This is a genomic window from Ewingella sp. S1.OA.A_B6 (assembly GCF_049889095.1).
Classification (GTDB): Bacteria; Pseudomonadota; Gammaproteobacteria; order Enterobacterales; family Enterobacteriaceae; genus Ewingella.
This window is the reverse complement of record NZ_JBLJFK010000002.1, coordinates 277,005-293,496: the sequence shown is the minus strand read 5'-3', so window position 1 is coordinate 293,496 and position 16,492 is coordinate 277,005. Positions and strand designations below refer to the sequence as shown.

Here is a 16,492-nt window from a genome sequence, read left to right as displayed (position 1 = left end):
TCAATAAATCGTAGGAGTATGCATGGCTAACATGTTTGCCCTGATTCTGGCGATTGCAACGCTGGTTTCCGGGATGATCTGGTGCTTGGATCGTTTCAAGCTTGCTCCCGCTCGTCGGGAGAAAATTGCCAGACTGAAAGTTGAAACTGCGGGTGCGGTTGATGAGAATACATTGAATAAAGCGGCTAAACAGCCTGGCTGGATTGAAACCTGTGCTTCTGTTTTCCCGGTATTACTGGTGGTGTTCGTCGTTCGTTCATTTATTTACGAACCTTTCCAAATTCCATCTGGTTCGATGATGCCGACCCTGCTGATTGGCGATTTCATTGTCGTTGAGAAATATGCTTACGGCCTGAAAGATCCGATCACACAAACCAAACTTATCCCAACGGGTGAGCCTAAACGTGGCGATGTGGTGGTGTTTAAATATCCGCTGAATCCAAGTCTGGACTACATCAAACGCTTAGTTGGCATGCCAGGTGACCGCGTGACTTACAATCCTTTCAGCAAGGAAGTCACCGTTCAATCAGCCTGTAATAGCGGACAAAATTGTAGTACTGCGCTGGCCGTGACCTATGATGCAGGTCATGCAAGTGATTTCGTGCAAACCTTTGGCCAGTCTTCTGGCAGCGAAGCCAGCAACGGCTTTTTTGAAATACCCCCGTCGGGCAGCGTGCCGCAAGATGGAATTCGACTGCTCGAACGCCAGGAAACGCTGGGCAATGTGACGCACCGTATTCTGACTGTTCCCGGCGCGCGCGATCAGCTTGGTGCTTACTATCAGCAACCGGGCCAGCCTATGGGTACCTGGGTTGTTCCGGCCGGCCATTACTTCATGATGGGCGACAACCGTGATAACAGCGCTGACAGCCGTTACTGGGGCTTTGTACCTGAGAAAAATCTGGTCGGCCGCGCATCCGGTATTTGGATGAGTTTTAAAAAGCAGGAAGGTGAGTGGCCAACGGGCGTACGCCTGAGCCGTATCGGTGGACTTCATTAATTTAATGCCGGCTATTTCCGCAGCATTATATTTCCACACGTTGTAGAATACCCTTTCGAGCGATAAAAGTTGGCTCCCACCCGTTTCTACTCTTTTATTTAAAAGAATGAAGAATAGCGGGAGCCACTGCAAACGAAACAGCTTTGGATTTGCTTTAGGCGAAGCAGGCCTGTTCCGTATGCTGAAGTTTTTGACGCATTTTTGATCTATTGGTAACTCATGAATCCCATCGTAATAAATAGGCTTCAGCGCAAGCTGGGCTACACTTTTCAACTGCAGGAGCTCTTATTGCAGGCACTGACTCACCGCAGCGCCAGTAGCAAACATAATGAGCGGTTAGAATTCCTGGGTGACTCCATCCTTAGTTATGTTATCGCCAATGCGCTCTACCAACGCTTTCCACGCGTTGATGAGGGCGATATGAGCCGTATGCGTGCGACGCTGGTGCGTGGCAATACCTTGGCGGAAATGGCGCGTGAGTTTGACCTCGGCGAATGTTTACGTTTAGGGCCGGGAGAATTGAAAAGTGGTGGTTTCCGCCGCGAGTCTATTCTTGCTGACACTGTGGAGGCGCTCATTGGGGGTATCTTCATGGACAGTGATATCCAAAACGTCGAAAGATTGATTCTCGAATGGTACCGCAGTCGCCTTGACGAAATCAGTCCCGGTGATAAGCAGAAAGACCCCAAAACCCGCTTGCAGGAGTTTTTACAGGGCCGTCATCTGCCGTTGCCTTCTTATCTGGTTGTGCAGGTTCGCGGTGAAGCACACGATCAGGAGTTTACTATCCACTGCCAGGTTAGTGGCTTGAACCAACCGGTTGTAGGAACCGGTTCAAGCCGCAGAAAAGCCGAGCAGGCAGCAGCGGAACAAGCGTTGATACAGCTGGAGCTTGAATGAGCGAAGAAAAGAATTATTGTGGTTTTGTAGCCATCGTAGGCCGCCCGAACGTCGGTAAATCTACCTTGCTGAACGAATTACTGGGGCAAAAGATCTCCATTACTTCGCGCAAACCACAAACAACCCGTCACCGTATTATGGGTATCCATACCGAAGGCCCTTATCAGGCTATCTACGTTGACACCCCTGGGTTGCATATTGAAGAAAAAAGGGCAATTAACCGCCTGATGAACCGTGCTGCCAGCAGCTCCATCGGCGATGTTGAGCTGGTGATTTTCGTGGTTGAAGGCACTCACTGGACGCCAGATGACGAAATGGTCGTCAATAAATTGCGCGATAGTAAAGCCCCGGTCCTGCTGGCTATCAACAAAATCGATAATGTCACTGACAAATCGAAGCTGTTGCCACACCTGAAGTTCCTCAGCGAACAGATGAACTTCATCGACATCGTGCCAATGTCTGCTGAGAAAGGTATCAACATTGATACCCTCGCCAGCATTGTCCGTAAGCGCTTGCCGGAAGCCGTTCACCACTTTCCTGAAGATTACATCACTGACCGTTCACAGCGCTTTATGGCTTCTGAAATCATCCGTGAAAAACTGATGCGTTTCTTAGGTGAAGAATTGCCGTACTCGGTTACCGTGGAAATCGAACGTTTCGTGACCAATGCGCGCGGCGGCTACGACATCAATGGCCTGATCCTGGTTGAACGCGAAGGCCAGAAGAAAATGGTTATCGGTAACAAAGGTTCGAAGATTAAAACCATTGGTATCGAAGCACGTCAGGACATGGAAAATATGTTCGAAGCGAAAGTCCATCTTGAGCTGTGGGTCAAGGTTAAATCCGGTTGGGCAGATGACGAACGTGCATTGCGCAGCTTGGGTTATACCGACGACTTATAAGTATAAGGTCCTCGCCTATGGAAGGCTGGCAACGCGCATTTGTTTTGCATGGGCGACCTTACAGTGAAACCAGCTTAATGCTGGATTTATTCACTGAAGGGCAAGGGCGGGTACGCATTCTTGCAAAAGGGGCGCGTGGTCGCCGCTCAAATTTAAAAGGCTGCTTGCAGCCTTTTACGCCTTTATTAGTACGCTGGAGTGGACGGGGTGAAGTGAAAACCCTGCGCAATGCCGAACCGGTTTCCCTGGCTCTCCCCCTTTCTGGTTCGATGCTCTACAGCGGTCTTTATGTCAACGAACTGGTTTCTCGCGTGCTTGAGCAAGAGACGAACTACTCTTTGCTGTTTTTCGATTACCTCAACTGTTTGCAAAATCTGGCGGGCGCCAGCGGTTCACCCGAGCAGCCCCTGCGTCAGTTCGAACTGGCTTTGCTCAGCCATCTCGGTTATGGGGTAGATTTCTTGCACTGTGCGGGAAGCGGAGAAGAAGTGAGTGATACCATGACGTACCGCTATCGTGAAGAAAAAGGGTTTATCGCTAGCCTGGTTATCGACAATACCAGCTTCACCGGGCGTGACCTTAAAGCGCTGGCCAGCCGCGAATTCCCCGATGCGCTCACTCTGCGTGCAGCCAAACGTTTCACCCGCATGGCGCTAAAACCTTATCTTGGCGGCAAGCCCCTTAAAAGCCGTGAACTCTTCCGCCAGTTTTTCGTCAAAAAGCCTGACACGCCTTCTGACAGTTCTGCCAGCTAATTTAGCTGCCGGGCTACACGCGACAGCGCTGTAAGGTGTAAACTGCGGAAATCGCTTTTTTTGATCCATTCTTAAATCAATCCATTCTAAAATCTGGAGCTGTTATGGCTGAATTGCTGCTGGGCGTTAACATCGATCACATCGCAACACTGCGCAATGCGCGCGGTACGGCTTACCCTGATCCGGTTCAGGCAGCGTTTATTGCTGAACAGGCTGGTGCTGATGGTATTACCGTCCACCTGCGTGAAGATCGTCGCCATATCACCGACCGCGACGTACGTTTGCTGCGTCAGACCATCCAAACCCGCATGAATCTTGAAATGGCGGTTACCGACGAAATGGTGGGTATCGCCTGCGAAATCGAACCGCATTTTTGCTGTCTGGTGCCTGAGAAACGCCAAGAGGTGACCACTGAAGGTGGTCTGGATGTTGCCGGACAAATAGACAAAATGACCGTGGCGGTATCCCGTTTAACCGAGGCCGGTATTTTGGTATCGCTGTTTATCGATGCAGACATGCGCCAGATTGACGCCGCCGTAGCCGTTGGCGCGCCTTACATTGAGATCCATACCGGCGCTTATGCCGATGCGAAAAACGATCTAGAGCGCCGGGCTGAACTCGAACGCATTAAACAGGCTGCGGCCTATGCTGCGGGTAAAGGTTTGAAAGTGAATGCCGGCCATGGCCTGACTTACCACAATGTGCAGCCGATCGCCGCCTTACCAGAAATGCATGAATTGAATATCGGCCACGCTATCATCGGGCAAGCCGTAATTGATGGTCTGTCGGGCGCTGTGCGTGAAATGAAAGCGCTGATGCGTGAAGCTCGCCGGTAATGGCGATCCTCGGACTTGGCACTGACATTGTAGAAATCACCCGTATTGAAGCCGTGGTTGAACGCAGCGGCGACCGGTTGGCTAAGCGTATTCTTTGTGCCAATGAGTGGTTGCTCTATCAGAATCACCAGCAGCCGGTGCGATTTCTGGCAAAGCGTTTTGCCGTGAAAGAAGCGGCGGCGAAAGCACTGGGAACGGGTATTCGTAACGGTCTGGCGTTTGAACAGTTTGAAGTGATAAACGATCCGTTGGGAAAGCCCGGATTGATATTTCACGACCGTGCTGCGCAGATGGCTGAAGAGTTAGGCGTTAAAGCGGTACACGTTACGCTGGCCGACGAACGGCGCTATGCCTGCGCTACGGTTATTATCGAAAGCTGATACCCTGCATACTTCAAGCTACAGATGCGTTAGCTGCTTTTAGTCACCCGAATTACTTACTTGAGTAAGCTCACCGGGATTCCTTCAATTGCCGCCTTTCTGCAGCTCGAATTATTTTGGGTATTACGTTGTACTGCATCACGTAGTTCAATCAAACGGCGTGATGCAGTACCACAAATTTATCCCACAACTGTTCGTTGGTTTCGCTGTACTGGGGATCAATAATAATGGTGTTATCGATCGGGCAGACGCTCTGGCAGGTCGGCTTATCATAATGGCCGATGCACTCGGTGCAGCGGTCGCTGTCAATCTGGTAAATTTCCGCGGCCATTGAGATGGCCTGATTTGGGCATTCCGGCTCGCACATGTCGCAATTGATGCATTTGTGTGTGATAAGCAGGGCCATAATCTCTCTCGTGTCAGCAATAATCCGGGCGCGCAGTATAGCAGAATTGACCACCAACGCGCCTTTGTGTGCTATTTACCCTCGCCTGAAATGATCCTGATCAAACCAGTTTTTTTACCAACTCTTCGCTATGTTTGATCCTTTCCGGCGCATGCGTAGTGTCCTGCTGAATCAGCGCCATGAACAGCAGGTCGGTCAGTGAATATTGCGCGGTGGTGGCTGAAACAGCCGCACCGCGCGTTGCGGGTAACTCCGCAACTGTATAAAGACAATGGTCGGCCTGTTGCTGTAGCGAGTTGGGTGAAAACCCGGTTAGTGCCAGTACTCTGGCGCCGCTTTGACGTGCTACATCCGCCGCCAGATTAATCTCCCGCCGTTCACCGCTGAAGGAGATCGCCAGCAGTAAATCGTCTTCTGACAGCGCCTGAACCGTCGCCAGCAACACATGCGTGTCCGACTCTGCAATGGCGGTCAGTCCAATTTTCAGCAGCTTATACGCCAGATCTTTGGCCACCAGGCCCGATGCGCCGATGCCAGTCAGGATAATTTTACGCGCTCCGGCCAGCATCATCAGTGCCTGTTGCAGCCGCTGCTCGCTGTTGATGTCCAGCGTGGCGCGCAGAGCAGCCTGCTTCTCTGCCAGTAACTTCTCCCCAACCACCAGTAAACTGTCGGTGCTTATGATCTGGTTATGCACCGTTATCGCCGACTTATTTTGCGGTAACGCCAGCGCTTCACTCATTGCTAATTTCAGGGCAGGAAAACCCTTATAACCGAGCTTTTGTGCAAACTTCACCACGCCAGACTGGCTGACTCCGGCCAGTTCTGCCAGTTTTTGTGAGCTCAGATGGCGTGCCTGCTCAGGATGTTTCAGCAGAAAATCCGCCAACCTGCGGTCATTTTGCGCCAGTGTCGGGTAGATCTGGCGGATGCGGATCATGCTGCTCATTTTGAAAGTTCCTCGTTTCGGTACCCACGCACATCACGAATTAACAATTATGTTATCTAAAGTAGCAAATATTTCTCGCCTTTAAGAATAAAATATTCAAATATCGATTTATATTTATGAATTAAAAATTCAAGAGGTAATATTATGAACTTAGGATCTTTGGTTTCCGAAAGCCGTAACCCGGCAACGATAGGCCTCGACGAGATGTCGACGCTGGACATGGTAGCGGCATTCAACCGCGAAGACAGTAAAGTCCCGGAAGCCATTCGCGCCGTTTTGCCGCAGGTGGCGCAGGCCGTCGATATGGCCGCTGCCTCTTTCAAGGTCGGAGGCCGCCTGATTTATCTGGGCGCTGGCACCAGCGGACGCCTTGGTGTACTGGATGCCTCGGAATGTCCGCCAACATTTGGTGTACCACACGGAATGGTGATCGGCCTGATTGCCGGTGGGCCAGGGGCTTTGCTCAAAGCCGTGGAAGGGGCCGAAGACAGTGAGGCGCTGGGTGTCGCTGACCTGCAAAATATTAAGCTTACCGCTACTGATACCGTGGTGGGTCTCGCGGCATCCGGCCGCACGCCTTATGTTATCGGTGCATTGCGTTATGCCAGCCAGCTCGGCTGCGCCACGGTAGCTATCTCCTGCAACCCGGACTCGCCTATTGCACATGAAGCGAAAGTGGCAATCTCCCCGGTGGTTGGCCCGGAAGCGTTGACCGGTTCCACCCGAATGAAATCAGGCACTGCGCAGAAACTGGTGCTGAATATGATCTCTACCGGTGCGATGGTGAAAACCGGCAAGGTGTATCAGAACCTGATGGTTGATGTGAAAGCCACCAACGTCAAGCTGGTGGATCGTGCCTGTCGCATTGTGGTAGAAGCCACCGGTGCAGCACGCGCCGACGCAGAAGTCGCACTGGCACAAACCGAATTTGAAGTAAAACCGGCCATCCTGATGCTGCTCAGCCAGATCAGTGCTGAAGAGGCTATCGAGCGTTTGAGGATCGATAACGGCTTCCTGCGTGCCGCTCTGGCTGGCTGATGCATTATTGATAAAGGGGAATAGCATGGCGACGGCAATCAATAAAACCGAGCTGCTGGCAACGCAAATTCTGCAGCGGGTGGGAGGCGAAGGTAACATCAGCAAGCTGGAAAACTGTATGACCCGCGTGCGGGTTGAAGTGCACGATGAGCAGCGACTCGATCTATCTGATATCAAAACCCTGACGGGTATCAAGGGTTACATCAAGCAGGGTGAACAGCATCAGTTTATTGTCGGCCCCGGCGCCGCAGCCAAAGTCGTTGATGCCATGCGTGAGTTGATGATTGGCGGAGAAAATAGCGCGCCGACCGATGCTATTTCCCATAATAAAGCTCAGGCTAAAGCGAAATACTCTGCGCCAATGAGCGGGGCACTGCGTCAGCTCGCTAATATCTTTATTCCGCTGATCCCTGCATTTATCGCCTCTGGCCTGATCATGGGCATCATTAATTTGCTCAAGCGGCCTGATATCGCAGGGTCTCTGGCGCTCGACTACCCTAATATTCTGGGTCTGCTGGCAATATTCGGCGGTGCCGTGTTCGCTATTATGAATATTTTGGTCGGGGTGAATGCGGCGCGTGTCTTCGGCGGCTCGCAGGCGATGGGCGGCGTCATGGCCGGTATTCTCTCCAGCCCGGCGCTGGCTCAAATCACCTTATTTGGGGAAACCCTGCAGCCGGGCCGCGGTGGGGTTATCGCGGTGCTATTCGTTGTAGCGCTGATGTGCTGGCTGGAAAAACGCCTGCGTCAGTGGCTGCCTGAATCCGTTGAGCTGATCCTCAACCCGCTGATCACGACGCTCATCACCGCTACGCTGGCGATTGTGATCCTTCAGCCGCTGGGTGGCATTATCTCGGATGCTATCGCTCATGGCGTGAATATGGCGATAGATAAAGGCGGCCTGGCGGTGGGCGCTGTTCTGGCCGGATTGTTCCTGCCGCTGGTATTGTCTGGGTTACATCAGGGGTTAGTGCCTATTCACGTCGAACTGATTCAGGCACACGGTTCCAATCCGTTACTGCCTATTTTAGCGATGGCAGGCGTCGGGCAGGTGGGCGCCGCGATCGCTGTCTACTTTAAAACGTGTAATCCGCAGTTGAAAAAAGTGATCAAAGGTGCGCTACCGGTGGGTATTCTCGGTATCGGCGAGCCACTGATTTTCGGTGTGACACTCCCGCTCGGCCGGCCATTTATCGGTGCATGCCTGGGCGGGGCGGTCGGTGGTGCGCTAATTTGTTATTGGAAAGTCGCCACGGTGATCACCTTTGGGATTTCGGGTTTACCGCTGGCACTGACAATTGTCTCCGGAAAAGTGATGTTGTACCTGGCGGGGATATTGATTACCGTAATAGCCGGTTTTATTTTCACCTGGATAATGGGGTTCAACGATCCCGAGGAGTGACGCATTGAGCGCGACGGCGGATCGACGAGTAGTTTTTTTTGACCTGGATGGCACGCTTCACCAGCAGGATATGTTCGGCAGTTTTATGCGGTTTCTGCTGTGGCGGATGCCGCAAAACCTGCTGCTAGTGATGCCGGTTTTGCCGGTCGTGGGGCTTGGTATGCTAATACAGGGGCGTGCGACACGCTGGCCGATGAGTTTGTTGCTGTGGTCGATCACCTTTGGTCACAGCGAGGCCAAACTTAAAGATCTCGAACTGCGTTTTGTGAACTGGTTCCGCCAAAAAGTTGTGGTTTTTCCCGTGGTGCAAATGCGTTTACGTGACTATATCGAAAACCACGATGCTGAAGTGTGGCTGATAACGGGTTCGCCGGAAAATCTGGTAAAGCAGGTGTACAACACCTCGCCTTTCTTACCGCGAGTTCGCCTGGTGGGAAGCCGTATCGCAAGAGGTCGGGGTGGTTGGGTACTGCCGCTGCGCTGCCTGGGCGAAGAGAAAGTGGTGCAGCTTGAGCAGCGTATCGGCTCGCCCTTAAAACTCTACAGCGGCTACAGCGACAGTAAACAGGATAACCCGTTGTTGTTTTTCTGTGAGCACCGCTTTCGCGTCAGTAAGCAGGGTGAACTGCAGCAGCTCGAATGAATTTCTTTCCAGGCACTTCAACGCATTAATTCTTTCACTTGCTCCGTCAGTGGTTGGGTTACGCATGATGACAACGGTATAATGGCCGCCGAAGAAACCGCGATGAGGTGAAAGTGGCAGAGCAATACAGTGATGAGGATTGGATGCGACGCGCATTGAATCTGGCCCTTAAGGCACAGGAAGAAGGTGAAGTGCCGGTGGGTGCGGTGTTGGTACTGGACAATCAAGTGATTGGTGAAGGCTGGAACCGGCTCATCGGCCATCATGATCCCACCGCCCACGCTGAAATCATGGCACTGCGACAGGGCGGCCAAACAATACAGAATTATCGTCTGCTGGATACCACCTTATACGTCACGTTGGAACCCTGCGTGATGTGCGCGGGTGCGATGATCCACGGCCGTATTCGCCGGGTTGTTTATGGCGCGGCGGATCATAAAACCGGCGCGGCAGGCTCGCTGCTGGACATTTTAGGTCACCCGGGAATGAATCATCAGGTACAGATCACGGCAGGCATTCTGGCGGACGATTGCTCAGCTATGCTGAGCGCTTTTTTTCGTCAGCGCCGCAGCCAGCAAAAAGCCGTTAAACTGGCGCAGCGCGAAGCGGATGGGCCAGCCGACGACGCCTGATTTTAGGGTGCAGGGGCCAGTGCCTGCACCGCATCCACAGCAGGATACCCTGATCCTAACTCAGCCAGCGTCGCGGCTTCCTGTGCCTGTTTTTTCTCTTTTTCCATCAGATAGCCGACCAGACTTAACTGATAACGCCGGATATTCTCGACATATTTGTAAGCCTGTGTCCCGCGGGCATAACCGTAATTAGTCCGGCTGAAATAACGCTTCTGGTTGAGCATGGGCAAACGCTGTTTCACATCCAGCCAACTGTCAGGATCACCTTTCTGCTCGGTTGTGAGTTTGCGGGCATCAAGCATGTGACCATAACCCATATTGTAAGCCGCCAGCGCAAACCAGATTCGCTCATCCTTCGGGATCGTGGGCGGCATTTTATCCATCAGCCTGGACAGGTAGAGGGCACCGCCCTGAATACTTTGCTCTGCATCCGTACGGTCATCGACATCCAAACCTGAAGCGGTTGCGCGCGTCAGCATCATCAAACCGCGCACACCAGTAGAGGATGTCGCCAGCGGATCCCAGTGTGACTCTTGATAGGATATTGCTGCCAGCAAACGCCAGTCGATATCACCGGCATATTTCGCAAACAGCGGTTGCAGCCCCGGCAGGGTGGTGTCTATCGCTTTAAGGAAAGTGCGCGTATCCACGTAATCGAATTCGCCGACGTGCCCGAGGTACTTCTCCTCCAGCTTTTCCAGCGTGCCGTCTTCGGAAATTTGGCTAAAGAAGTCCAGCATGGCAGCATACAGGCTGTCATCATCGGATTTTTTACTGAAGTACCAGGTAACCGGTTCATCGGCTGTGACGTTAAATGCCACCGCTAACCGCGGATAAACCCGCTGCATCAGTGCTACGGTAACCGAATCGCCCAATGTGTAATCCAGTTTGCCCTCAGCAACTTGCTGCAATAGATCACGCGGTGAGAGCTTGTCGGTTTCGTTCCAGTGTAAATCAGGGAATTTTTTACTCGCAGCCTGTAGTGCACCGACGTGCGCGGTGCCTGAAGAGACCAGTAGCTCTCCTTTAACGTCAGCCAGCGTTTTTGGACGCACTGAACCCTGGCGATACAACAACTGTTGTGACACCGAATAGTATTCTGGCCCGGTACGATAGTTTTTCAGGCGCTCTGCGTTGTAGCTAAGACCCGACGCCAGCATGTCAGCTTGATTACTGTCCAGGCCGTTAAACATCGCCTTGACGTTGTTATGTGGCGACATTACCAGCGTCACGCCAAGGTAGTCCGCAAAACGCTTTGCCAATTCGTAGTCAAATCCGGCACTGCCGTCGGGGCTGTTGAAAAAAGTCAGTGGAGAATTAAGTGTATTTACCCGTAATTCTCCACGAGATTTTATCTGTTCCAGTTGGTCCCCATCACCCCGATGCCATGGAATTGTTGGCCACAAAGCCAACGCCAGCAGCAGAGCGGCAAGACCGACCAGAAAATAATTTAATTTTATGCGCGTCAAATAGTTATCTCTCTGCGGCACTATTATTTTTGCGAGTTTAAACGCTGTCATTACTATGGTTATATTCCCAGTGCCGACGCATTTTGCTCAACAAAACGACAGGCTGCAACTTTATTCATAATAACCACTCTAATAGCATGGCTTTTGGTTAATATGAATATTCAATGCGCAAACGGTTTCGTCGGGCTCAGGGTTTCTTTATAATAGTCCGCGTTTCCCCCCTGTTGCGCCCAATGAAGCACTGCTATCAGTGGCTTCGAAGACGAGAGATCTGTGATTATGGAAATACTGCGTGGTTCGCCCGCTTTGTCGGCTTTTCGCATTAACAAGTTGTTGTCCCGCTGTCAGGAAGCCCATCTTCCGGTCAGTGATATTTACGCAGAATATGTACACTTTGCCGACGTCAGCGTTCCGCTGAGCCCGGATGAAAAAACCAAATTACAACGACTTCTTAAATACGGTCCTTCTCTCGCTGAACACGCTCCTGCAGGTCGCTTATTACTGGTTACTCCGCGTCCGGGCACGATCTCCCCTTGGTCTTCCAAAGCGACGGATATTGCGCATAACTGCGGCCTCTCTCAGGTGTTACGTCTTGAGCGTGGTCTGGCGTTTTACATCCAGGCTGCAACGCTGACTGACGAGCAGTGGGCGCACTTAGGTGTGCTGCTGCATGACCGAATGATGGAAACCCTGTTCGGGCAGATGGAAGATGCACAGGCTCTGTTTGCCCACCATCAACCCGCACCGGTTCAGTCGGTTGATATCCACGGCGAAGGCCGCGGCGCGCTGGAAGCCGCCAACAGTAAACTGGGCCTGGCACTGGCGCAGGATGAAATCGATTATCTGATGGACGCTTTTACGTCGCTGGGGCGCAACCCAACCGATATTGAGCTTTATATGTTCGCGCAGGCCAACTCCGAACACTGTCGCCATAAGATTTTTAATGCAGACTGGATCATCGATGGTCAGGAACAGCCAAAGTCGCTGTTCAAGATGATCAAAAACACCTTTGAGCAGACGCCGGATCACGTGCTTTCGGCCTATAAAGACAACGCTGCCGTGATGGAAGGTTCACAAGTAGGGCGCTTTTATGCCAATGCGGACGGCCTGTATAACTTCCATCAGGAGCAGGCGCATATCCTGATGAAAGTCGAAACCCATAACCATCCGACCGCCATCTCTCCGTGGCCGGGTGCTGCAACCGGTTCAGGCGGTGAAATCCGTGACGAAGGTGCTACCGGCCGTGGTGCTAAACCGAAAGCCGGTCTGGTCGGTTTTTCCGTATCTAACCTGCGTATTCCTGGTTTTGAACAACCGTGGGAAGAGAACTTCGGTAAGCCAGACCGCATCGTGACCGCGCTTGAAATCATGACTGACGGTCCGCTGGGTGGCGCTGCGTTCAACAACGAATTTGGACGTCCTGCGCTGCTGGGATATTTCCGTACTTACGAAGAAAATGTCAACAGCCACAATGGCCCTGAGCTGCGCGGTTATCACAAACCCATCATGCTGGCTGGCGGTATCGGCAACATCCGCGCCGATCACGTGCAGAAAGGCGAGATCACCGTTGGCGCGAAACTGATTGTGCTTGGCGGCCCGGCGATGAACATCGGTCTGGGCGGCGGTGCAGCTTCCTCTATGGCCTCTGGCCAGTCTGATGCCGATCTGGATTTCGCGTCGGTACAGCGCGATAACCCTGAAATGGAACGTCGCTGTCAGGAAGTGATCGACCGTTGCTGGGAACAGGGTGAAGCCAATCCGATTTTGTTTATTCATGACGTGGGGGCTGGCGGTTTGTCCAATGCTATGCCTGAGCTGGTCAGCGACGGCAACCGTGGTGGCCGTTTCCAGCTGCGAGACATTCTGAACGACGAGCCGGGCATGAGCCCGCTGGAAGTGTGGTGTAACGAATCTCAGGAGCGCTACGTGCTGGCGGTTTCTCCGGCGCAGTTGGCTGAGTTTGACGCGATCTGTAAACGTGAGCGCACACCTTACGCGGTGATCGGTGAAGCCACTGAGGAGATGCACCTTTCTCTCGAAGATAGTCACTTCAACAACCAGCCGATCGACATGCCGCTGGATGTGCTGCTGGGTAAAACGCCGAAGATGACCCGCGATGTGACAACGCTGAAAGCGTTAGGTGACAGCCTGGATGCAGAAAATATTCAGCTTACCGAAGCGGTAAAACGCGTTATGCATTTGCCTGCTGTGGCGGAAAAAACCTTCCTGATCACCATCGGTGACCGCACCGTGACCGGTATGGTCGCGCGTGACCAGATGGTCGGTCCGTGGCAAATCCCGGTAGCCGACTGTGCGGTCACTACCGCCAGCCTCGACAGCTACCATGGTGAAGCCATGTCACTGGGCGAACGTGCTCCCATCGCCTTGCTGGACTTTGCCGCCTCGGGCCGTATGGCCGTGGGCGAAGCACTGACTAACCTGGCTGCCGTCGAAATCGGCAATCTGAAGCGTGTGAAGCTTTCCGCCAACTGGATGTCTGCTGCCGGTCATCCGGGTGAAGATGCGGGTCTTTACGCTGCGGTGAAAGCCGTCGGTGAAGAACTCTGTCCTGCGCTGGGTATTACCATTCCGGTCGGCAAAGACTCTATGTCGATGAAAACGCGCTGGCAGGAAGGTAACGAAGAGCGTGAAATGACCTCGCCGCTGTCTTTGGTGATCACCGCTTTTGCCCGTGTCGAAGACGTGCGGAGCACGGTGACGCCGCAATTGCGTACCGACAAGGGTGACACCGCGTTACTGCTGGTGGATCTCGGCTGCGGCCATAACGCTTTAGGCGCTACGGCGCTGGCGCAGGTCTATCGCCAACTTGGTGACACACCGGCTGATGTCCGCAGTGCAGAACAGCTGGGCGGCTTCTTTAACGCCATGCAGGCGCTGGTTGCCGATCGTAAACTATTGGCTTATCACGACCGCTCTGATGGCGGCCTGTTAGTGACGCTGGCCGAGATGGCATTTGCCGGTCACTGTGGTCTGACGGTGGATATTGCTGCATTAGGGAAAGACAGGCTGGCCGCGCTATTTAATGAAGAGCTGGGCGCCGTTGTTCAGGTGCGGGCTGAAGATCGCGCTGGCGTCGAGCAGACGCTGGCAAAATTCGGTCTGGGTGAATGCAGCCACTATCTGGGCAGTGTTGAGGCGGGCGATCGCTTTATCATTACCCAGGATGGCCAACCGGTGTACAGCGAAAGCCGCACAACCTTGCGTACCTGGTGGGCCGAAACCACCTGGCAGATGCAGCGTCTGCGCGACAACCCGGAGTGTGCTGACCAGGAGCATGAAGCCAAAACCCACGATCGCGATCCGGGTCTGAACGTTAAACTGAGCTTTGCCCCTGATGAAGACGTTGCAGCACCTTACATTGCCAAAGGTGCTCGCCCGAAAGTGGCCGTGCTGCGTGAGCAGGGCGTTAATTCTCATATTGAAATGGCTGCTGCTTTCCACCGTGCAGGTTTTGATGCAGTCGACGTCCACATGAGTGACTTGCTGGCCGGACACCGCGATTTGCAGGCGTTCCACACGCTGGTAGCGTGCGGCGGCTTCTCATATGGCGACGTACTGGGAGCAGGCGAAGGCTGGGCGAAGTCAGTGCTGTTCAATGACCGCGTTCGCGATGAGTTCGAAGACTTTTTCCATCGTCCGCAAACTTTGGCGCTCGGCGTGTGCAATGGTTGCCAGATGATGTCCAACCTGAAAGAGCTTATTCCGGGTGCAGAACACTGGCCGCGCTTTGTGCGTAATCTGTCTGACCGTTTTGAAGCACGCTTCAGCCTGGTAGAAGTCACCGCCAGTCCGTCGCTGCTGATGCAGGGAATGGTCGGTTCGCGGATGCCAATTGCGGTATCTCACGGCGAAGGCCATGTTGAAGTGCGCGATGCTGTGCATCTCTCTCAGCTTGAACATGCCGATTTGATCGCACTGCGTTTTGTAGATAACAACGGTCGAGTGACGGAAGCCTATCCGGCTAACCCTAACGGTTCACCTAACGGTATCACCGCCGTCACTAACCTGTCAGGCCGCGTCACCGTTATGATGCCTCACCCTGAGCGTGTATTCCGTACCGTCAGTAACTCATGGCACCCGGAAGAGTGGGGTGAAGACAGCCCGTGGATGCGCATGTTCCGCAATGCGCGCAAACAGCTTGGCTAATGCCTGACGGAGTGTGAAAAACCGGAGCGATTTTTGTTCCGGTTTTTTTTGATAAATCCTCTATATTTTTATCATTCGTTTAAAGTGGATTTATATTTTAAGGCTATGTGATTGAGATTCCTGGCATATTAAACATTATAGCTTCTCCAGTATTTAAACTGAGGGTTTCTAAAGAATAAGAATTTGAATATTTCCTTACAAATTTGCCCTGTGCGGTTTAAAACTCATGTAATAAAAATTGCTATTATGGCTCCTAACTAGGGAGCTTTAATTTAAATGGTTATTTTAAAAAAAATGATTTGCTGGGTAGTTATATTATCTGGTTTTTTTGTAGTGCCTGCTTTCGCCAGTCCTGACAGTACCTCTTCGTCTACACCAGCAAGGCCGGGTTTCATGGGATGGTGGGACTCGTGGAAAAATGATGTTTCCATCACCTGGAATGACTCACCCGCTAAAGATATTTATCTGCCCGCGATCACCTGGCATAACCGTCTGACCTATGACAAAGAGAAAACGGACAGCTATAACGAGCGCCCTTGGGGCGGCGGTTATGGCATTTCCCGTTATGATTCAAATGGTGACTGGCATGGCATCTATTTAATGGCCTTCAAAGACTCCCATAATAAATGGGAGCCTATCGGTGGCTATGGCTATGAAAAAATATGGCAACCGGCCGAGGATAAGAATTTCCGATTGGGGCTGGGATACACCGCCGCCATCACTGCACGCGACGATTACGCTTATATACCCATACCGATTGTGCTGCCGTTGGTCTCTATAAGTTATAACAAGCTGAGTTTTCAGGCGACCTATATCCCCGGGACTTACAATAACGGGAATGTATTTTTTGGCTGGCTACGTTATCAATTCTGACCCGGCTGTCATAAAAGTGTCATTACTGGCGTGTTGATGTGACCTTGATCCCTCCCTGTTAGCATATATTCCCCTATGCTGGAAATTCACCCTTGGAATCAGTCTGGTGAACAGATTGGGCAACGGTGTATTTCTATTCC

General features: G+C 52.4%; 15 protein-coding genes. 12 read left to right on the top strand and 3 right to left on the bottom strand.

Going from position 1 to position 16,492, the window contains the following annotated elements:
• The first annotated feature begins 22 nt into the window (after positions 1-22).
• From lepB to acpS, 6 genes are all read left to right on the top strand, one after another.
• The gene (gene lepB, locus ACMV8I_RS09595) at positions 23-1,000 is read left to right on the top strand and encodes a signal peptidase I (protein WP_498864991.1); all 978 of its coding nucleotides are present in this window, start codon (positions 23-25) and stop codon (positions 998-1,000) included.
• 219 nt (positions 1,001-1,219) lie between these two features.
• Positions 1,220-1,900, top strand: coding sequence for a ribonuclease III (gene rnc / locus ACMV8I_RS09590; protein ID WP_498864990.1), 681 nt, complete (start codon positions 1,220-1,222; stop codon positions 1,898-1,900).
• Positions 1,897-2,802 (top strand): GTPase Era, encoded by a 906-nt coding sequence (gene era / locus ACMV8I_RS09585; RefSeq protein WP_498864989.1) that lies wholly within the window; start codon positions 1,897-1,899, stop codon positions 2,800-2,802. The genes rnc and era overlap by 4 nt, the downstream gene beginning before the upstream one ends.
• 17 nt (positions 2,803-2,819) lie before the next feature.
• Positions 2,820-3,557, top strand: a complete 738-nt coding sequence (recO, locus tag ACMV8I_RS09580; RefSeq protein ID WP_498864988.1) for a DNA repair protein RecO — start codon at positions 2,820-2,822, stop codon at positions 3,555-3,557.
• 104 nt (positions 3,558-3,661) lie between these two features.
• Positions 3,662-4,393, top strand: coding sequence for a pyridoxine 5'-phosphate synthase (gene pdxJ / locus ACMV8I_RS09575; protein ID WP_498864987.1), 732 nt, complete (start codon positions 3,662-3,664; stop codon positions 4,391-4,393).
• Entirely contained in the window at positions 4,393-4,773 is a 381-nt protein-coding gene (gene acpS, locus ACMV8I_RS09570; RefSeq protein ID WP_498864986.1) for a holo-ACP synthase, read from the top strand. Before pdxJ ends, acpS begins: the two co-directional genes overlap by 1 nt.
• Before the next feature lie 151 nt (positions 4,774-4,924).
• On the opposite strand, the gene ACMV8I_RS09565 is transcribed toward acpS, so the two are convergent.
• Positions 4,925-5,179 carry a YfhL family 4Fe-4S dicluster ferredoxin gene (locus ACMV8I_RS09565; protein WP_498864985.1) on the bottom strand — a complete coding sequence of 85 codons (255 nt, stop codon included), beginning with the start codon at positions 5,177-5,179 and terminating at the stop codon, positions 4,925-4,927.
• 100 nt (positions 5,180-5,279) lie between these two features.
• Positions 5,280-6,128 (bottom strand): MurR/RpiR family transcriptional regulator, encoded by an 849-nt coding sequence (locus ACMV8I_RS09560; protein WP_498864984.1) that lies wholly within the window; start codon positions 6,126-6,128, stop codon positions 5,280-5,282.
• Positions 6,129-6,272: 144 nt separating this feature from the next.
• Here ACMV8I_RS09560 and murQ point away from each other — a divergent pair, with 144 nt between their 5' ends.
• From murQ to tadA, 4 genes are all read left to right on the top strand, one after another.
• Positions 6,273-7,166 carry an N-acetylmuramic acid 6-phosphate etherase gene (gene murQ, locus ACMV8I_RS09555; protein ID WP_498864983.1) on the top strand — a complete coding sequence of 298 codons (894 nt, stop codon included), beginning with the start codon at positions 6,273-6,275 and terminating at the stop codon, positions 7,164-7,166.
• Positions 7,167-7,203: 37 nt separating this feature from the next.
• Positions 7,204-8,568 (top strand): PTS transporter subunit EIIC, encoded by a 1,365-nt coding sequence (locus ACMV8I_RS09550; RefSeq protein WP_498865033.1) that lies wholly within the window; start codon positions 7,204-7,206, stop codon positions 8,566-8,568.
• Between the two features lie 4 nt (positions 8,569-8,572).
• Positions 8,573-9,211 (top strand): phosphatidylglycerophosphatase C, encoded by a 639-nt coding sequence (yfhb, locus tag ACMV8I_RS09545; RefSeq protein ID WP_498864982.1) that lies wholly within the window; start codon positions 8,573-8,575, stop codon positions 9,209-9,211.
• Between the two features lie 107 nt (positions 9,212-9,318).
• Positions 9,319-9,843, top strand: coding sequence for a tRNA adenosine(34) deaminase TadA (tadA, locus tag ACMV8I_RS09540; protein ID WP_498864981.1), 525 nt, complete (start codon positions 9,319-9,321; stop codon positions 9,841-9,843).
• Between the two features lie 2 nt (positions 9,844-9,845).
• On the opposite strand, the gene mltF is transcribed toward tadA, so the two are convergent.
• Entirely contained in the window at positions 9,846-11,312 is a 1,467-nt protein-coding gene (mltF, locus tag ACMV8I_RS09535; protein WP_498864980.1) for a membrane-bound lytic murein transglycosylase MltF, read from the bottom strand.
• Between the two features lie 276 nt (positions 11,313-11,588).
• On the opposite strand from mltF, the gene purL reads away from it, so the two are divergent.
• Positions 11,589-15,479 (top strand): phosphoribosylformylglycinamidine synthase, encoded by a 3,891-nt coding sequence (gene purL, locus ACMV8I_RS09530; protein WP_498865032.1) that lies wholly within the window; start codon positions 11,589-11,591, stop codon positions 15,477-15,479.
• Positions 15,480-15,773: 294 nt separating this feature from the next.
• Positions 15,774-16,352, top strand: coding sequence for a lipid IV(A) palmitoyltransferase PagP (gene pagP, locus ACMV8I_RS09525; protein ID WP_498865031.1), 579 nt, complete (start codon positions 15,774-15,776; stop codon positions 16,350-16,352).
• Positions 16,353-16,492 lie beyond the last annotated feature (140 nt).